The organism is Curtobacterium sp. 24E2 (assembly GCF_016925595.1).
GTDB lineage: Bacteria > Actinomycetota > Actinomycetes > Actinomycetales > Microbacteriaceae > Curtobacterium.
In genome coordinates this window covers 1,563,971-1,582,003 of the sequence record NZ_CP068987.1, presented here as the reverse complement: position 1 = coordinate 1,582,003, position 18,033 = coordinate 1,563,971, and the positions used below count along the sequence as shown (strand labels likewise).

Here is an 18,033-nt window from a genome sequence, read left to right as displayed (position 1 = left end):
GTCTGCGCACGTTGGTCTGCGCACCGTGCGCTCGTTCCGGAACGCTAGTTGCGCTGCGCCGCGGCCAGCAGGTCCGGGCCGCGCCGGTCGAACAGCCGCCCGCCCGCGAAGATCCCGATGACGAGCACGACGACGCCGACCCCGATGCCCACCGCGAGCGTCAGCATCGACCACGGCTCGGCGCCGCGGACGAAGGCCAACACCGCGAGCCACGCCGCCGGGACGGTGCAGAGCACGATGCCGATCACCATCATCGACTGCGCGACCGTCGCCGTCACACCCGCGGCCTGTGGCTGCTGGAACGGGTGGTCCCCGGCCGCACGGTCGGGTAGGGCAGCAGGACGGACACGATGCTCGACAGCCCGAGTCCGGACAGCAGGGCGCTGGCGCTCACGCCGATCAGCAGCGGGAACACCGTCCAGTCGTCGAACAACCAGGCGGACACCGCCGAACCGGCCACGATCGCCGGAGCACCGACGACGAGCACCGGGACGACACGGCCGAGACGGTCGCTCCACCCGGGAGCCCCGGAGGCGACGTGCAGCCACACCGCGGTGTTGTCGTACGAGACGTCGTTGTGCGGCAGGAACCCGGCGATCAGCGCCATCAGCGGCAACGGCACGAGCGCGGTCCAGTGCCACGGCACCCCGGCGACCCCGAGCGGGATGACGACGAGCGGGACGAACAGGATGATCAGGTACGAGGTGCGGTACCGCGGGTCTCGCACCCAGTAGGTCAGGGCGCGGGCGGCGACGGCGGCGACCGGGGTCGAGCCGAGCCGGTCGAACCAGCCGAGCCCCTGGTAGCGCCGGGTCCGGGTGCGACCGTCGACGGTGTCGAGCGCCCGACCGACGAGCGCCCACCACGCCCAGGTCAGCAGGGCGACGACGGCGATCGCGACGAGCAGCTTGAGGAACCCGGTGCCGGCGTGGCCGCTGGCGACCTCGGAGGGCACGGCCCAGGCGGCGCCCCACGGCGTCCACCCCGCGACGTTCGCGACGCGCTGCATCTCGGTGCCCTCGGGGTCGAGCCAGTCGACGCGGAGCAGCAGCGAGGCCGCCGGGATCGCGAGCACGATGATCACGAGCGCGACGAGCCACCCGGCGTCGCGGGACCGGTGCGGACCGATCAGCCGCGAGCCGACGGTGCAGCACACGCGGATCAGCAGCGCGCAGGTGGCGATCGCGAGCAGGCCGCCGATCACCGCGAGCACACCGGTACCGGCGTCACGCGCCCAGGCGACCGACTGCGCGACGGCCACGACGACGACCCCGATCACGGGCACGCCGATCAGCCCGGCGACGACCAGGCCGATCGCGAGCCCTCGACGGCCGATGCCGAACACCGCGAAGCGCCGCGGGTCGAGCTGGTCGCTCCGTCCGACGACGAGCGGGACGACGGTGAACGCGAACGCGATGAGCGTGCCGACCGGCACGGTGACCGCGCGGGCCGTGTCGGGGTCGGCGGAGCGCAGCGCGACCGTCTGCGTCGCGACGAACACGGCGGCGAGGAGCCCGGCGAGGCTGCCGAGCACGACGAGCACGGACCGGCGGGCGCTGCCGCGGACCTCGCCCGCGAGCAGGTCGGCCCTCAGCCGGAGAAGCTGTGCAACCATTCCATGCTCTCTGCCACGACGCGGCCGCCCGCGAGTTCGACGAACTTGTCCTCGAGGCTCTTGCGACCGCGCACCTGGGCCATGGTCCCCGAGGCGAGGACCTTGCCGCCGACGATGATGGCGACGGAGTCGCAGGTGCGCTGCACGAGCTCCATGGAGTGGCTGGAGAGCACGACGGTGCCACCGCCGCGCGTGTAGCGGCGCAGGATGTCGGTGATGGTCGCAGCGCTCACGGGGTCGACCGACTCGAACGGTTCGTCGAGCACGAGGACCCGCGGCGAGTGGATGAGCGTGGCGGCCAGGGCGATCTTCTTCGCCATGCCCACCGAGTAGTCGGCGACCTGGCGACCGAGCGCCTCGCCGAGCCCGAACGCCTCGGCCAGGTCGGTGCTGCGCTCACGGGCCGTGGCACCGTCGAGACCGCGCAGGGTGGCCGAGTAGTAGAGCAGCTGCGCACCGGTGAGGCGATCGAACAGCCGCAGGCGGTCCGGCAGCACGCCGAGGCTGCGCTTGGCGGCCGTGGGGTCGGCCCAGACGTCGTGGTCGAGGACCGTGACGGACCCGGCGTCGGGACGCAGCAGGCCGGTGATCATCGACAGGGTGGTCGTCTTGCCGGCGCCGTTGGGGCCGACCACGCCGAAGATCGAGCCCTGGCGGATCTCGAGGTCGACCTCGTCGACGGCGAGGGTCTGCCCGTACCGCTTGACCAGGCCGTCCGCGGCGAGCACGACGGGCTGCAGCTTCTGCGGGGCCTTGGACGCGGTGGCCCGAGGAGCACGCTTCTTCGCGGCGGGGCTGGACGCGGTGTCGGTCTCCGGTGCGTCGGTCTCCGGTCCGCCCTGCGCCGTGTGCGCGGTCGCGGACGTCGCGTCGCTCGCCGCGGGGCCGGGAGGCACGGTGCCGGTCGCGCCGGCGGCCTTCGCCGGTCGCTTGGTGCGTTGCTTCGTGGTGCGCGCCTTCGCGGGTCGGGCGCCCGTGGTCGTCGTCGTCGCCGCTGCCGCGGCACGTGCCGCGGGACCGGGCGCTGCGCCCGACTGCGGCTCGGTGACCGGATCGGTGTCGGCGGCCGTGGTGTCGGCGGCCGTGGTGTCGTCGGTCATCTCGTCATCAACGGAGGCGTCGCGCGCATCCGGATCCCCCATGTCGTCGTCGTCGGCGTCGTCCCCCGCCGCGGCGTCCACCCGATCGGCGGCACGCTCGTCGGCGTCCTGCTCGTCGGTGTCACTCGCTTCGGTCATCCAGGCAGCGTCGGTCGTGGCGTACACGTCCTCGTTCTCTGCTCTGGCGGCCATCGCCCAACCGTACCAACGCTCTCCGGACAGCGGGGAACCGCCCGCTCCAGTGTCACGAAATGAGTACGAAGCGCGGCAGACCTACCCCTTGAGCGGGTGTTTCCGTATCATTCACCAGGGCACGAAGGAGTGTTCACCACTTGGAAACCTGCTCCGGCGGGCTCTCCGACACCGCGCAGCAGCCGGCCCCCGTGGCCCTCGGCGTCCGGTTCTCGGCGAACTCGGACGTTCCGCGAGCAGACTCGACGAGGCCCGCCCGTGCCCCAGGGCGCGCGGGCGGACACCAGAAGGGACCAGCATGACCACGCAGATCGTGATCCTCGCAGCGGGGATGGGCAGCCGGCTCGGCCGCAGCCTGCCGAAGCCGCTCACGGAGCTCAGTGACGGCCGCACCATCATGCAGCAGCAGTTCGACAACATCCGCGCCGCGTTCGGTTCGAGCGCCCGCGTGACGATCGTCGTCGGCTACAAGTCGGAGCACATCGTCGAGGCCTTCCCCGACGCGTCCTTCGTCTACAACGAGTCCTACGACTCCACCAACACCTCGAAGAGCCTGCTGCGCGCCCTCAAGGCGACCGGCAAGAGCGGTGTCCTCTGGATGAACGGCGACGTGGTCTTCGACCCGATGGCGCTCGTCCGTGCGGCCGACATGATCGACGAGGACCACTCGTTCGTCAGCGTCAACACCGACAAGGTCTCCGACGAAGAGGTCAAGTACACCGTCGACGCCGAGGGCTTCATCCACAAGCTCTCCAAGCAGGTCGTCGGCGGGCTCGGCGAAGCCGTCGGCATCAACTACGTGTCGGCGAACGACAAGCAGGCCCTCATCCGCCAGCTCGGTCGCGTCGACGACCAGGAGTACTTCGAGGGCGGCATCGAAGCTGCCATCGCCGAGGACGGGCTACGCTGGTCCCCGATCGACATCTCGGACCTGTACGCGGTCGAGATCGACTTCGCCGAGGACCTCGAGCGCGCGAACAACCTGTTCGCCTGAACCCCCGTCAGGACCCCTTCGGCGGTTCCGCCCGAAGGGAAACCGTGACCACAGCGAGCGCGCCGACCGTGCCCACGGCTGCCGCACCAGCGGCGACCCGGAGCGCCGGTCGGCGCTATCGTCATGCCCTCTGGCTGCTGACCGTCCGCGATCTCCGCGTCCGGTACTCGACGTCGGCGCTCGGGTACGTCTGGTCGATCCTCGACCCGCTCGTGATGTCGGCGATCTACTGGTTCGTCTTCACCCAGGTGTTCCACCGCGGCTCGGTCGGTGAAGACCCGTACATCGTCTTCCTGCTCTCCGCGCTGCTGCCGTGGATGTGGTTCACCGGGGGCGTCTCGGACTCCACGCGGGCGTTCATCAAGGAGTCGAAGCTCATCCGCTCGACGACGATCCCCGCACCATCTGGGTCGCGCGGATCGACGCGTCGAAGGGCATCGAGTTCCTGCTGAGCCTGCCGGTGCTGGCGGCGTTCGCGATCGTGACGGGTGCGCACCTGCACTGGCAGGTGGTCTTCTTCCCGCTGGCGATCGTGCTGCAGTGCGCGCTGGTGTACGGCCTCGGCCTGATCGTCGCGCCGCTCGTCGTCTTCTTCCGCGACCTCGAGCGTGCGACCAAGCTCGTCCTGCGCTTCCTGTTCTACGCATCGCCGATCATCTACGGCACGCACGCGCTGCCCGACGCCCTGCGACCGATCGCCGCGGTCAACCCGCTCACCGGCATCTTCGGGATGTACCGTGCCGCGTTCTTCCCGAGTCAGCTCGACTGGTTCGAGGTCGGGGCGTCGGTGGTCATCACGGGCATCGTCCTGGCGATCGGCTTCGCGGTGTTCCGACGCAGCGAGCACCGCGTGCTGAAGGAGCTGTGATGACCGCCACCGACCAGACCCGACGCACCGAGACCATCGCACCGGTGATCTCCGTGCGCGACGCCGGCATCTGCTTCAAGCGCAACCGACGTGCGAGCCGCAACTTCAAGGACCTCTTCGCCGGACGCGGCCGCCGCAAGCGTGCCGACGAGTTCTGGGCGCTCCGCAACGTGTCGTTCGATGTCCGTCCGGGCGAGGCGATCGGCGTCGTCGGTCGCAACGGTCAGGGCAAGTCCACGCTCCTGAAACTCGTGGCCCAGGTGATGCTGCCGGACGAGGGCCGGATCGACGTCGGGGCCGGTGTCGCGCCGCTCATCGAGATCACCGGTGGGTTCGTCGGCGACCTGTCCGTCCGCGACAACGTCTACCTCACCGCCGGCCTGCACGGCATGTCGCGCGCCGAGATCCGTGCCGCCTTCGACGAGATCATCGACTTCGCCGAGATCGCGGACTTCGTCGACACCCCGTACAAGCACCTGTCGAGCGGCATGAAGGTGCGCATCGCGTTCGCGGTGATCTCGCGGCTCGACGAGCCCGTCATCCTGGTGGACGAGGTCCTCGCCGTCGGCGACAAGGCCTTCCGCGAGAAGTGCTACAAGCGGATCGAGGAGCTCCTGGCCGGCGGGCGGACGCTCTTCTTCGTGTCCCACAGCGACAAGGACCTGCGCCGCTTCTGCGACCGCGGTCTGTACCTCGACAAGGGCCGGCTGCAGCTCGACGGCACCATCGAGGAAGCGCTGGCGCAGTACTCCGCCGACTACGGCGTCTGACCGGTCGGGTACTCCCCCTCCACAACCAGGGCACCACGGTGTCCCCTCCACAGCGACGGGTTCCCCGGTGCTGCGCCGGGGCCCCACCGTCGGACCCTCCCCTAGCGTTCCCCCCATGCACCACCCAGCACCCGCGTACGCCGTCCCGTTCACCATCGACCGCTCGCAGGCCCCGCGCCGGTACGACCTCGTCAACACCGGGGACGAACCGGTCGACGGGCTGACCCTCACCCACCTCGGCAACGGCTACAGCCCGCCGCTGGCAGTGCACCGGCTCGAACCGGGTCGACGTCTGTCCGTCGCCGTGTTCGGCGCGGATCCGCAGGACACCGGCGTCGTGATCGTCCGCTGGCGCCGCCCGGACCGCTCCGAGTACGTGTGGCGGATGTCACTGGTCGGTCAGGGGCTGCACCCGTGACCGTGTCCGGCCGGGGCTCAGCGTTCGCCGCGCTCGGCAGCGACGGTGCGCCAGCGCTCCAGCAGCCACTCGACGGCGGCGTGGAACCGAGCCGTCGCGGCACCGGGCGTGGTGTCGCCGAAGTAGCGCGCAACCCACTGCTGCAGCTTGGCGAGCTCGGCGGCGTCCCCCACGGCGGCGTCGATCCGCGCGAGCACCGACGGTGCGTCGGCCGCGGTCAGCCAGTTGGCGTCGCTCAGGTAGCCCCGCTCGTCCACGTCCGCCTCCGGCGACACCGGACGGGTCACGATCAGGGCTTCCCGACCGCCAGGCGGTCGTAGATCATCGCGCTGATATCGGTGATCGCCACGTCGGCGTCGGCCAGCTGCCAACCGAGCTCCTCGCCCTCGTCGTGCACGTGGTGCGCGGTGGGGTCGGCCGCGTTCGCCCCCGTGATCGCCGCGACGATCCGCTCGTGCGCAGCACGGTACGCCGGGTCCAGCACGCCGCTCCGCGGGTGCGGTCGGTACACCAGGCGATGCCGGGGCGACGCGAGCACCTGCTCGGCGATGGTGGTGCCGTGGGACGCGATCGAGCCGTACGCAGCGGCGCCGCGGTCGCCCTCCCACGTCGGTGCGTACAGCACGACGGTGCGCTCGTCGGCGGGGTACGGTGCCGCGCCGGCGAAGTGGTCGGCCTGGGGGCGGCCGATCGCGATGGTCCTGGCGTCGAGGTCGTAGTCCCACAGCGCCTCGGCGAGCCGGCCACGCGCGGCGTCCCCGGCGATCAACGCGTAGTCGTACGCCTTGAACTGGTTCGTCGTCATGTACATCTTGTCGCTCTCGCCGTGGTTGACGAAGACGTGCCACATGCGCCCGTACCGCATCATCTGGAAGTTGCGGGCGTTCTGGTTGACGTACAGCACCACCTTCGGCGCCTGGGTCTCGACGAACTGCTCCAGGTCGACGACCTGACGGGCGTACACCGCGGGGACCGGCGACTCGTCGATGAGCGTGGTCATGGTGCCCGGGCTGCGCGCGATGATCGCGACCGGGTGCGTCTTCGCCAGTTCGGCCAGCGGCGCGTACCACTGGCGCACCTGGTACATGTTCACGGGGCCGTCGGCGAAGTAGACCGCGATCTCGACCGTGCCGGGCGCCGGCACCGGCACCGACGGCAGGCGACGGGCGAGCGCTCGGCGACTCCGGCGCGTGGCGAGCAGGCGCTGGGCCAGGCGCACGGCGGTCCGCACGTCACTGGTGATCGGCATGGACTGTCTCCCGTTCTGCGGTGGCGGTGTGGTTCGGGGTGGTCAGACGACGGGCGGGCGCCCGGCGAGCGTCATCCGGGCGACGGTCAGCCAGCTCATTGGTCGGGTCGGCCCGCAGTCGGTGGCCCATCCCTCGCGGATCCCGGCGAACCACGTCGCCAGGCGTCGCGGGTGCCGCCACCAGCGCGCGACCTGGATCGCGGCCCACGAGCCGACGTAGAGCGGCCGGAGCGGTGCCGGCAGGTTCCGTCGGGCCAGCCACGCCCGGTTGCGGGCGTTCAGGCGGTAGTACTCGGTGTGCCGCGCCGGGTCGATGGCCGGGTGGTGGGCGACCAGGTCGCCGGCGTACCAGGCACGTCGACCGGCGTCCCACACGCGCCACGCGAGTTCGATGCCCTCGTGCGCGTAGAAGTACTCCGCGCCCCATCCCCCGACGACCCGGTACACGTCCATCGGCAGCACGACGGCGCCCTCCCACACCGAGAACACCGGCGACGAGTGGTCTGGCTCGCCCTTGCGGATGCGCGGGACCCAGCGCCGCGGATTGGCGGCACCGGTCGGGTCGACCACGCGCGGCTGGAGCAGTCCGAGCGAGGGGTCGCGTTCGAAGCGGCCGACGGCGTCCTGCAGGAACGTCACCGAGGGGATCGAGGCGTCGTCGTCCAGGAAGAACACGTAGTCCCCGTCGACGACCGCGGCACCGGCGTTGCGGCCAGCCGGGATCCCGAGGTTCTCCGGCAGCGCCAGCGTCCGCACCCCTTCCGGCAGGCCGGTCGGCTCCCAGCCGTTGCCGACGCAGACCACGTCGAGTTCGACGCCCTGCTGCGCGAGCACGCTGTCGAGCCCGCGGCGCAGGTCGTCGGGCCGGGTGCCCTGCGACAGGCTCACGACGGCGACGCGCGGTCGCTGCGGGTGCGCGACCGCGTGGCGACGAACGGTGCTCGGGGTCACCGCGTCGTCGGTCATGCCTTGACCCGCTTGGACGCGATGATCGCCAGGAAGTGCCCGACGGTCGCCAGCACCGCCAGGGGCAGCAGCGCGCCGACCAGGATCCGGCTGGCGAGCGTGTCGCCGATCGCCAGTCCGATGAGCGCGAACAGGAACGCGAGCATGCTGAGCTCGACCGAGTGGTACAGGCGGTGGAACGGCAGGAACCGGGCCAGGCGGCGGAGCGAGGCGAGCTTCCGGCCGGACGGCGCGGTCGAGGCGTCGCGTCGGTCGACGAGCTTGTCGAGCCCCGCGTTCGCCCGGGCGACGTGCACCATGTCGTTGAGGGCCTTGTTGAGCACGATGACCAGACCGAGTGCGCAGCCGATCGTGGTCCACATCCAGTCGGCGCCGTGGATCGGCCAGGTGGCGGCCCGGATGCCCAGCGCGACCGGGATCAGTCCCTCGGTCGTGTAGTGCCCGACCTTGTCCAGGAACACCCCGGCGGGCGAGCGGGTGCCACGCCACCGTGCGACCTCGCCGTCGCAGCAGTCCACGAGCATCTGCAGCTGTCCGAGCACCAGGGCGAGCGCTGCGCCCCAGATGCCGGGGATGAGCAGGGCCGCGGCGATGCTCCACCCGACCAGGATCATCAAGCCGGTCACCTGGTTGGCGCTGACGCGGGTCTTCAGCAGCACCCAGGTCAGGTAGGGCGAGACGTCGCGCAGGTACAGCGAAGCCGTCCAGTGCTCGGCGTTGGCGCGGGCGCGGACCTCGTCCGGCTGGGCGACGGCCCGCAGCTCGGCGATCGACGTCGGGCGTGCGGATCCGCGGCCGGGGGTGGCGTGGTCGGTCATGGGGTCACCGTCCGGTGTGGGTGGTCAGCTCAGAGGTGCGGGTGAGGAACCCGATGATGAAACCGAGCCCCCATCCCACGTGGATGCAGGGCAGCACCACGAGCAGCCAGAGGAAGGTCGCCACCCCGGACCGGCGCGCGACGGCGACCGACCCGAGGACGACGAAGAGCAGGTACACGGCGGGCACGGCGAACCCGAGCAGCGCCCAGGCGACCGGGCTGCCGAGGGCCGCACCGACGACACCGACGACGCCAGCCAGGATCCCGACGGCCATGGCGGCGACCATCGCGGGCGGCACGAAGTACCGCAGGCCGTTGTTCGCGGGGAACCGACGGGCGAGGCTCGCCGCGCCACAACCCGGTCGCGACGAACTGCCGCACCAGGCGCTTCAGGCTCGGCCGTGGGCGGTAGGTGACGACCAGCTCGGGCGTGAACCACACCGTGCCGCCGGTCTGGCGCAGACGCCGGTTGAGTTCCCAGTCCTGACCGCGCTTGATGCCCTCGTCGAACAGGCCGACCTCGAACAGACGGTCGCGACGGAAGACGCCGAGGTACGCGGTCTCTGCGGGGCCGGCGGTCCCACCGACGTGGTGCGGGGTGCCGCCGAGTCCGACGCGGCTGCCGTACGCCAACGCGACGGCCCGCTCGAACGGGCTCCGGCCCTCGGCGCGCATGATGCCGCCGACGTTGTCCGCACCGGACTCGAGCAGGGTGCGGACCGCGATGCGCGTGTAGTCCGGGGGCAGCACCGAGTGCGCGTCGACGCGGACCACCACGGGGTGCACCGACGCCGTGATCGCGACGTTCAGTCCGGCCGGCGTGGAACCGACCGGGTTCTCGATCGCCCGGATGCGTGGGTCGGCCGCGCTCATCTCGGCCACGAGTTCGTTCGTACCGTCGATCGAGGGTCCGAGCGCGAGGATGACCTCGAACACGCCGGTGTAGTCCTGGTCGAGCAGGCTGGCGACCGCAGCGCGGACCTCGGTGACCTCGTTGAGCACGGGCATCACGTACGAGACGCCCGGCAGGGGCTGTCCGTCTGTCTGCATGCGTACCTCGGGGTGCTGGCTGGGTGCACGGGACGCACCGGGGCGGTGCCGCCCCGCAGAGCGACCATGAGCCTATCAAGACCCGAACCCGGAACCTGCGGGGCGCCCGCGACGCGACCCGCCGACGGACGGGAGGCCCGGCGCACGTCGTGCACCGGGCCTCCCGTCTTGTCCGTGGTGGCGTCAGCCCTTGCTGTCGTACGTGCCCAGGGTCACGTCCGCCTCGCGGGACTGGCCGTTCCGGAGGTAGCTGATCGTCGTCGATGCGCCGCCCGCGAAGTAGCGGACCTGCGCCGTCAGGTCGGTGGCGTCCGAGACGGTCGCCGAACCGATCTTCGTGACGACGTCGCCCTTCTGCAGACCGGCCTTGGCCGCCGCACCGCCGGACGAGACCGACTTGATGAGCGCACCCATCTGGGTCGCGCTCGCGTTCTCCGAGGCGTCGCCGACGGTGGCACCGAGCAGGCCGTGCGTGGCCGAGCCCTTGTCCTTGATCTCGTTCGCGACGCGCTTCACCAGGTTCGACGGGATCGAGAAGCCGACGCCGATGCTGCCGGCCGCCGAGTCCGACGACGACGAGCTGCCAGCCGAGGCGATGGCCACGTTGATGCCGATCAGCTTGCCCTTCGCGTCGAGCAGGGCGCCACCGGAGTTGCCCGGGTTGATCGACGCGTCGGTCTGGATGACGGGCAGCGAGACCGTCGTGTTCGCGGACGAGCTGCTGCCGTTGTCGCCGTTGCCCCAGAAGTCGAACGGGCCGCTGCCGCCGTTGCCGCCCTCGTTGGAGTCGCCACCCTCGCTGGGAGCGCTCGACGTGACCTGGATGCTGCGGTTCAGGGTCGAGACGATGCCGTCCGTGACCGTGTTCGACAGGCCCAGGGGCGCACCGATCGCGACCGCGGTGTCACCGACGTTGAGCTTCGTGGAGTCCGCGAACTCCATCGGCTTGAGGTCGGTCGCGTCGATCTTGATGACCGCGAGGTCGACCGTCGGGTCGGTGCCGATGAGCTTGCCCTCGTAGATCTTGCCGTTCGAGGTCGTCACGGTGATCGAACCGTTCGAGCTGTCGCCGTCGAGCGTCACCACGTGGGTGTTCGTGACGATGTAGCCGTCCTTGCTCATCACGACGCCCGAACCGGTGCCGGCCTCGTTGCTGGACGACACGTTGATCGTCACGACCGACGGCGTCGCCTGAGCAGCGACCGCGGTGACGACGGTCGCGGAGTCGTAGTCGTTGACCGTGAGGTTGCCGCCCTGCGACGAACCGGACGACGACGTGACGGTGCCGCCCTGCGACGACCCGGCGAGCCACCCGGCGCCGCCGCCGACCAGACCCGCGACGACCAGTCCGGCGATGATCGGAAGGACGAGCTTGCTGCGACCGGAGCGGGTGGTGGTCGTGGTGGCCGCTGCACCCGCTGTCCCGTCGGCGAAGTAGTGGCCGTTGCGCTGGTTCGCGCCGTCCACGTCGCCGAAGGCGCTCGTGGCGGACTGCGGCGCCTGCGCCGACGCCGTCGCGTACTCCGACGAGGACGCGGGGGCAGCAGCAGATGCCGGCTGGGCGTACTCGCCGTACCGCGGCTGGCCCGCGGTCGGCTGCTGGCCGTACTGCGGCTGCTGGTTCTGGCCGTACTGGCTCTGCTGGTTCTGGCCGTACTGGCTCTGCTGGCCGTACTGGCCCTGCCCGTACTGGGACTGCTGGTTCGGCTGGTTCTGGCCGTACTGCGCCTGCTGGCCGTACTGGCTCTGCTGGCCGTACGGGGACTGCTGGCCGTACGGGGACTGTCCGTACTGGCTCGGCTGGGCCTGGCCGTGCTGGCTCGTCTGGTCGGCCGCGGGCTGCTGGCCGTACTGGGCCGCCTGCCCGTACGGCGAGGTCTGCTGGCCGTACCCGGCCGGCTGCTGGCCGGCATCGCGCTGCTGGTCGCCCGAGAGCGTGGGGTACGGAGCCGTGTAGCGGTCCGTGGGGTGGTCGGTCGCCGACGGGATCACGTCGGTGTGGTCGGCGTTCGTGGCGTCGTCGGACGGAGCCGTGTGCTGCGCGGCGTCGTCGGACCGCTCGGCGTCGTTGAACTGCTCGGAGTCGTTCGGCATCGACGTGTTCCCCTTCGTGGCCGCTGCGGCGGCGTCCTCACTGGCGGCAGGCGATGCCGCATCGTCCGGACGGCGGTCGTCGCCCTGCCCGTTGGGCGTGGTGTCGGTCATGCTGGACGTGCTCCTTTCAAGCTCGTGCAGTCTGTCGCAGCCACCTGAGCGGTGCTTCTGGCGACGCTGGAAGCATCCTCTGCCGATCTTATGCGTGGGCTGTGGGTCCGTTCCCGGATCGCCGTCGGACGGCCAGCTAGGTTGGGGTCCGTTCAGCGCGACACGTCGTCGCCGTCACCGGAGGGAACCACATGCGGCAGGCAGGACCCTGGTTGCGAGCAGCCGAGGGAGCGATGCTCCTGGGACCCGACGGCGTCCCGGCGCCCACCGTCTTCGCCGAGATGAGCGCCCTCGCCGCGAGCACCGGGGCGATCAACCTCGGGCAGGGCTTCCCCGACCAGGACGGCCCCGCCGAGGTGCTCGAGGCCGCCGTCCGCGCCATCAGGGACGGCGTCAACCAGTACCCGCCCGGACGCGGGACGGCCGACCTCCGCACCGCCGTGGCCGAACACCAGCAGCGGTGGTACGGCCTCGGGGTCGACCCCGACCGACAGGTCCTGGTCACCGCCGGCGCCACCGAAGCCCTCGCCGCGACGCTCCTCGCCCTGGTCGAACCGGGCGACGAGGTCATCACGTTCGAGCCGTTCTACGACGCCTACGGTGCGCTCGTCCGACTCGCCGGCGGCACCCACGTCACCGTGCCCCTCACCGCTCCGGACTTCCTGCCGGACGAGGACACCCTGCGCGCCGCGTTCACCGACCGCACCCGCGTCGTGCTCGTCAACACGCCGCACAACCCGACCGGCCGGGTCCTGCCCGACGAGGTCCTGCGCACGATCGTGGAGCTCGCGACGCGGTACGACGCCCTCATCGTCACCGACGAGGTCTACGAGCACCTGACGTTCACCGTCCCGCACACGCCGATCGCGACACTGCCCGGAGCCGCCGAGCGGACGGTCTCGATCTCGAGCGCCGGCAAGACCTTCAGCACCACCGGTTGGAAGATCGGCTGGCTCACTGCTCCCCGACGCTCGTCGACGCGATCACCACGGTGAAGCAGTACCTGACCTTCGTCAACGGCGCACCGTTCCAGCCGGCCGTCGCCGTCGGACTGCGGTTGCCCGACGCCGTCTTCGCCGGGATCGCCGCCGAACTCGCCGCCAAGCACGAACTGCTCGCCTCGGGGCTCCGGTCAGCGGGCTTCGACGTCATGCGGCCGGACGGCGGGTACTTCGTGATCGCCGACACCGCGCCGCTCGGGTACGACGACGCACGGGCCTTCTGCCTCGGACTGCCCGCCCTGGCCGGGGTCGTCGGCGTGCCGGTGTCGGCCTTCGTCCGGCCGGACCACGCCGCGGGCTACCGGTCCCTCGTGCGCTTCGCGTTCTGCAAGCGGCGCTCCGTCCTCGCGGACGCCGCCGACCGCCTGGCACAGTTGGCCTCTGGCGCGTAGCGAGACGGTCCGCCCGTGGGAGGACGTTCCGCGCATGGGAGGACGTCCCGCCCCGTGGGAGGACGTCCCGCCCCGTGGGAGGACGTCCCGCGCGTGGGAGGCCGGATGTTCCTGCTCTCCACGCGCGTTGTGGCATTGCAGGGCGACCGCGATGGGACGGAACGCGCCTGTCAGGGGCGAGCCGTGCCTCCAGGCTGGGCGAGCAGCGCGACGTCGTACCGGCGGAGTGCCAGCGACGGGTTGACCTGCCGGACCGCCTCGGTCACGGCGGTGTCGACGGTCGCGACGAGCGTGCCGGGCGAGGAGCCGGCCGACGCCACAGCGACACCGGAGGGGTCGAGCACCACCGAGGCGCCGATGCCGATCGGCGGCGTCTGGCCGACACCGACGACCCACACGGTGTTCTCGATCGCCCGCGCGGTGAGCAGGGTCCGCCAGTGGTGCTCCTTGCCGGGGCCACGCACCCACTCGGCCGGCAGCACGACGACGTCGGCCGCACCGTGCTCGGGTGCAGCCAGCCGGCGGGTGACCTCGGGGAAGCGCAGGTCGTAGCAGGTCTCGAGCCCGATCCGGAGGCCTTCGAACTCGAAGACCGGCAGCTGCTCCGGGTCGCCGGACTCGATGCGGTCGGACTCCCGCGACCCGAAGGCGTCGTAGAGGTGCACTTTCCGGTACGTCGCCGCGAGCTCGCCCGTGGGGAGCACCGCGACCAGGGTGTTGCGGAAGCGCGCGGGTACGTCCGCGGGCGCGGCGCCGGTCGTCTCGGCGCCGGTCGTCACGGCGCCGGTCGTCACGGCGCCGGTCGTCACGGCGCCGGTTGTCACGGCGCCGGTCGTCACGGCGCCGGTCGTCACGGCGCCGGTCGTCTCGGCGATCCCGACGACGAGCGCGACCCCGGTGTCGCGGGCGATGTCGCGGAGCCCGGAGACGAACGGGCCGTCCAGCGGTTGCGCTGCGGCGACGAACCGGTCGTCGATGTCGGGGGTGAAGTACGACGAGTACTCCGGCGTGACGAGCAGGGCCGCTCCCCGCGCCGCTGCGTCGGCTGCGGCGGTCCGGACGGTCTCGAGGTTGGCTTCCGGGTCGTCCACGGGAGCGAACTGCGCGGCGGCGATCGTGAGGGTGCCCATTCGCCGAGCGTACCGGCGGGCTCCGGAACGCACGCGTCCTGGAACAGGTCCACGAACGAGGAAAGCCCCGGTCCATTCGGACCGGGGCTTTCGTGTGACGCTTGGTTGCGGGGGCAGGATTTGAACCTACGACCTCTGGGTTATGAGCCCAGCGAGCTACCGAACTGCTCCACCCCGCGGCACGTTGAATAGCCTACACACGGTCGTGGCGGGGCACAAATCGTGTGCCCCGCCACGGCGTGTCAGCTGCCGTCTTCGGCTGCGGTCGCGGCCTCGATCGCGTCCTGCAGGCGCTTGTCGGCCTCGGCAGCGGCCACCAGATCGTTGTCGGCGTAGGCGTCCTGACGGTCCTGCAGTGCGGCCTTCGCGTCGGACAGCGCCTTCTGGAGCGCGTCGTTGTCGACGGTGCCCGAGCCGGACGAGCCACCGGTCGAACCGGAACCCGAATCGGAGCCGGAGCCGGACGAGCCCGAACCGGAGTCGCTCCCCGAACCACTGGCATCGGAGTCTCCGGCAGCAGCACCCGAATCACCGCCGAACAGCGAGTTGAGCGCCTCGTCGAGGGTGTCCTCGAACGCGATCTTGTCGCCGAACGCGACGAGCACCTTCTGCAGCAGCGGGTACGAACCGCTCGACGTCGACTGGACGTACACGGGCTGCACGTACAGGAAGCCGCCGCCGACCGGCAGGGTGAGCAGGTTGCCCTGCTTCACCGTCGAGTTGCCGCGCTTCAGGATGTTCAGCTCCTGCGACACCGTGGTGTCCGAGTTGAACAGGTTCTGCACCTGCGCCGGGCCCGGGATGTTGTCGGTCTTCGGCATCGTCAGCAACGTGAGCTTGCCGTAGCCCGACGCCTTCTTGCCCTTGCCCGCACCTCCCGCGTCGGAGTCGGCGGCCAGGTACCCCGTCAGCACGTTGCGGTTGTTCGCACCGGCGGATTGCTGAGGGATGTAGGTCGTGTACAGGTTGTACGCGGTCTCCTGCCCCGGCACCTTCATCGTCAAGTAGTACGGATCCTGCAGGTTCGCCTTGCTCGCGGTCGTCGTCGTCTGCGCGCCCAGGGCGTTCGTGGTCGTCGACGTGTCGGCGGCGCTCGACTCCGTGTCGGTCGACCCCGTGGTGGTGGGCTCCTGTGGCGTGTTCCACGCGTCGTCGCCCGAGTAGAACGAGTTCGCGTTCGTCACGTGGTACGTGCCGAGGATCGACCGCTGCACCTTGAACAGGTCCGTCGGGTACCGGACGTGGTCCAGCAGCTCGGCGCTCATGCTCGACACCGACTTCACCGAGGTCGGGAAGATCTTCTCCCACGTCTTCAGCACCGGGTCCTTGGTGTCCCACGCGTAGAGGGTCACCTTGCCCGTGTAGGCGTCGACCGTGGCCTTCACCGAGTTGCGGATGTAGTTCACCTGGTCGGTGCGGTACGCCGAGGACTCCGAACCGGCGATGCTGTCCGACAGGCTCTGGCTCTGCGAGTACGGGTAGGCGTCGCTCGTCGTGTAGCCGTCGACGACCCACTGGATGCGGTGGTCGACGATCGCCGGGTAGGCGTCGCTGTCGACCGTCAGGTACGGAGCGACCTTCTGGACACGCGTGATCGGGTCGCGGTCGTAGAGGATCTGCGAGTCCTTGTTGACCGCGTCCGACAGCAGGACCTGCTCCGACTGGAACTTCGCCGCGTAGACGAGTCGGTTGAAGAAGTTGCCCACGCTCGGTCCGCCGTCGCCGGAGTACGTCGTGGTGGCGTTGCCGCCGTTGTCGTCGTCGGATCCGGACGGGTAGTCGAGCTCGACGTCCTTCGAACCCTTCGGCGCGCCGACGATCGAGTACGCCGGCGAGGTCTCGCCGAAGTACACGCGCTGCTGGAAGTCACCCAGCGCACCGTTCGAGGGGATGCCAGACTCGAGGAAGACCGGCTTGCCGTCGCTCGCGCGCTGGTTGCCGAAGGCCGCGGTCACGCCGTAGCCGTGGGTGTACACGAACGCCCGGTTGTACTGGGTGTTCGCGGCGGAGCTCAGGCCGTCGAGGTCGATGTCACGCACCGCGATGACGGTGTCCTCGGTCTCGCCCTTGACGTCGTACCGGTCGACGTCGAGCTCGTCCGGGAACTGGTAGTACTGCCGGTACTGCTGCAGCTGGCTGAAGGTGTCGGAGACGATCTTCGGGTCGATGAGGCGGATGTTCGCCGTCGTCTGGGCGTCCTGCGCGAGGGCGCCGGAGCTGGCCTCGGTCGTGGCGTCGTAGTTCTGTTCCTTGACGTCGGAGACACCGTAGGCGTCACGCGTGGCCTTGATGTTCCGCTCGATGTACGCGGACTCGTAGGTACGCTCCGAGGGCTTGACCTGCAGGCGCTGGACGATCCAGGGGTAGACGCCCCCGATCACGATCGCGGCGACGAGCAGCAGGCCGGTGCCGACGATCGAGATGCGCCAGCGGCCGATGACCGCGGTGACGATGAACAGGATCGCCACGATCGCCGCGATGCCCGCCATGATCTCGCGACCCGGAATGACCGCGTTGACCTCGGTGTACTGCGCGCCGGTGATGAGCGAGTTCGACTTGGTGAGCGCCGCGTACTGGTCGAGCCACAGGCTGACCGCCTGCAGCGCGATGTAGAGCGCGGCGGTGACGGCGAGCTGGATGCGCGCGGCACGGGAGATCCGGACTTCACGTCCCCCGAAGCGCAGCGCGCCGTACAGGTAGCAGGCAGCGAGGGCGGCGAGCCCCGCGATCAGCACCACGGCCGACGAGTACGCCACGATCGAGCGCCAGAACGGCAGTTCGAAGACGTAGAAGCCGATGTCCAGGCCGAACTGCGGGTCCGTCTTGCCGAACGGGGTCCGGTTGAAGTACTCGAGCACCATGCTCCAGCGCCCCGAGGTCGACAGCCCGGCGAAGATGCCGAGCACCACCGGGATGCCGATCATGACTGCGCGGCGCAGCGGTTCGATGACCTGCTGGTACCGGTCCAGCTGCGAGTTGAGCTTCGCGTAGACCGGGCGGTACCGGAAGGCCAGCCCGATGCTCAGGAAGACGGGCACCGCCATGCCCAGGAAGCCCGCGAGGAACATCAGGGTCCCTGCGATCCACCGCGTCGTGAGGACCTGCTGGAACCCGAGCTGCGCGAACCACGCGTAGTCGGTGTACAGGCTGGCGAAGATGAAGAAGCCGATCACCAGTGCGGCCAGCACGATGATCGTGACCACGATCGGGACCCGCGGCGAACGCCGCCCCGAGGTGGACGAGGTTGTCGTCACTTGATGTGCTCC

General features: G+C 70.5%; 13 protein-coding genes, 1 tRNA gene and 3 pseudogenes. 5 read left to right on the top strand and 12 right to left on the bottom strand.

Going from position 1 to position 18,033, the window contains the following annotated elements:
- Positions 1-44: 44 nt before the first annotated feature.
- Genes JN350_RS07900 through JN350_RS07890 form a run of 3 tightly spaced genes read right to left on the bottom strand, consistent with a single transcriptional unit; the run spans position 45 to position 2,907 of the window.
- Positions 45-278 (bottom strand): hypothetical protein, encoded by a 234-nt coding sequence (locus tag JN350_RS07900; RefSeq protein ID WP_205464145.1) that lies wholly within the window; start codon positions 276-278, stop codon positions 45-47.
- Positions 275-1,615 carry an ABC transporter permease gene (locus JN350_RS07895; RefSeq protein ID WP_205464144.1) on the bottom strand — a complete coding sequence of 447 codons (1,341 nt, stop codon included), beginning with the start codon at positions 1,613-1,615 and terminating at the stop codon, positions 275-277. Before JN350_RS07895 ends, JN350_RS07900 begins: the two co-directional genes overlap by 4 nt.
- Positions 1,591-2,907 (bottom strand): ABC transporter ATP-binding protein, encoded by a 1,317-nt coding sequence (locus JN350_RS07890; RefSeq protein WP_240347627.1) that lies wholly within the window; start codon positions 2,905-2,907, stop codon positions 1,591-1,593. The genes JN350_RS07895 and JN350_RS07890 overlap by 25 nt, the downstream gene beginning before the upstream one ends.
- Positions 2,908-3,205: 298 nt before the next feature.
- Here JN350_RS07890 and JN350_RS07885 point away from each other — a divergent pair, with 298 nt between their 5' ends.
- The 4 genes and pseudogenes from JN350_RS07885 to JN350_RS07870 all read left to right on the top strand — a co-directional run bounded on the left by JN350_RS07885 (position 3,206) and on the right by JN350_RS07870 (position 5,957).
- Positions 3,206-3,901 carry a phosphocholine cytidylyltransferase family protein gene (locus JN350_RS07885; RefSeq protein ID WP_111085011.1) on the top strand — a complete coding sequence of 232 codons (696 nt, stop codon included), beginning with the start codon at positions 3,206-3,208 and terminating at the stop codon, positions 3,899-3,901.
- Between the two features lie 68 nt (positions 3,902-3,969).
- Positions 3,970-4,769, top strand: a pseudogene (locus JN350_RS07880) (ABC transporter permease).
- Positions 4,769-5,539 (top strand): ABC transporter ATP-binding protein, encoded by a 771-nt coding sequence (locus JN350_RS07875; RefSeq protein WP_205464143.1) that lies wholly within the window; start codon positions 4,769-4,771, stop codon positions 5,537-5,539. The pseudogene JN350_RS07880 and the gene JN350_RS07875 overlap by 1 nt, the downstream one beginning before the upstream one ends.
- A gap of 115 nt (positions 5,540-5,654) precedes the next feature.
- Complete coding sequence (locus tag JN350_RS07870) at positions 5,655-5,957, top strand: hypothetical protein (protein WP_111085009.1); 303 nt, start codon at positions 5,655-5,657, stop codon at positions 5,955-5,957.
- A 17-nt stretch (positions 5,958-5,974) separates the two neighbouring features.
- Here JN350_RS07870 and JN350_RS20710 read toward each other — a convergent pair whose 3' ends face one another.
- From JN350_RS20710 to JN350_RS19180, 6 genes and pseudogenes are all read right to left on the bottom strand, one after another.
- Positions 5,975-6,244 carry a hypothetical protein gene (locus tag JN350_RS20710; protein ID WP_333926617.1) on the bottom strand — a complete coding sequence of 90 codons (270 nt, stop codon included), beginning with the start codon at positions 6,242-6,244 and terminating at the stop codon, positions 5,975-5,977.
- 2 nt (positions 6,245-6,246) lie between these two features.
- Positions 6,247-7,206, bottom strand: a complete 960-nt coding sequence (locus tag JN350_RS07865; protein WP_461964211.1) for a hypothetical protein — start codon at positions 7,204-7,206, stop codon at positions 6,247-6,249.
- A gap of 42 nt (positions 7,207-7,248) precedes the next feature.
- Positions 7,249-8,172 carry a glycosyltransferase gene (locus tag JN350_RS07860; protein WP_240347626.1) on the bottom strand — a complete coding sequence of 308 codons (924 nt, stop codon included), beginning with the start codon at positions 8,170-8,172 and terminating at the stop codon, positions 7,249-7,251.
- Complete coding sequence (locus tag JN350_RS07855) at positions 8,169-8,990, bottom strand: CDP-alcohol phosphatidyltransferase family protein (RefSeq protein ID WP_123313359.1); 822 nt, start codon at positions 8,988-8,990, stop codon at positions 8,169-8,171. The genes JN350_RS07860 and JN350_RS07855 overlap by 4 nt, the downstream gene beginning before the upstream one ends.
- A gap of 4 nt (positions 8,991-8,994) precedes the next feature.
- Positions 8,995-10,039: pseudogene (locus JN350_RS07850) on the bottom strand (glycosyltransferase family 2 protein).
- A 183-nt stretch (positions 10,040-10,222) separates the two neighbouring features.
- Positions 10,223-12,244, bottom strand: coding sequence for a trypsin-like peptidase domain-containing protein (locus JN350_RS19180; protein WP_240347625.1), 2,022 nt, complete (start codon positions 12,242-12,244; stop codon positions 10,223-10,225).
- Between the two features lie 191 nt (positions 12,245-12,435).
- Between JN350_RS19180 and JN350_RS07840 the strand changes: the two are divergent.
- Positions 12,436-13,637 (top strand): annotated as a pseudogene (locus JN350_RS07840) (aminotransferase class I/II-fold pyridoxal phosphate-dependent enzyme).
- A 170-nt stretch (positions 13,638-13,807) separates the two neighbouring features.
- Here the strand turns inward: JN350_RS07840 and JN350_RS19175 are convergent.
- The 3 genes from JN350_RS19175 to JN350_RS07820 all read right to left on the bottom strand — a co-directional run bounded on the left by JN350_RS19175 (position 13,808) and on the right by JN350_RS07820 (position 18,021).
- A complete protein-coding gene (locus JN350_RS19175) occupies positions 13,808-14,767 on the bottom strand; it encodes a carbon-nitrogen hydrolase family protein (RefSeq protein WP_240347624.1) in 960 nt (319 codons plus the stop codon).
- Positions 14,768-14,869: 102 nt separating this feature from the next.
- A tRNA-Met gene (locus JN350_RS07825) sits at positions 14,870-14,946 on the bottom strand.
- Positions 14,947-15,009: 63 nt separating this feature from the next.
- Positions 15,010-18,021, bottom strand: a complete 3,012-nt coding sequence (locus JN350_RS07820; RefSeq protein ID WP_240347623.1) for a UPF0182 family protein — start codon at positions 18,019-18,021, stop codon at positions 15,010-15,012.
- Positions 18,022-18,033 lie beyond the last annotated feature (12 nt).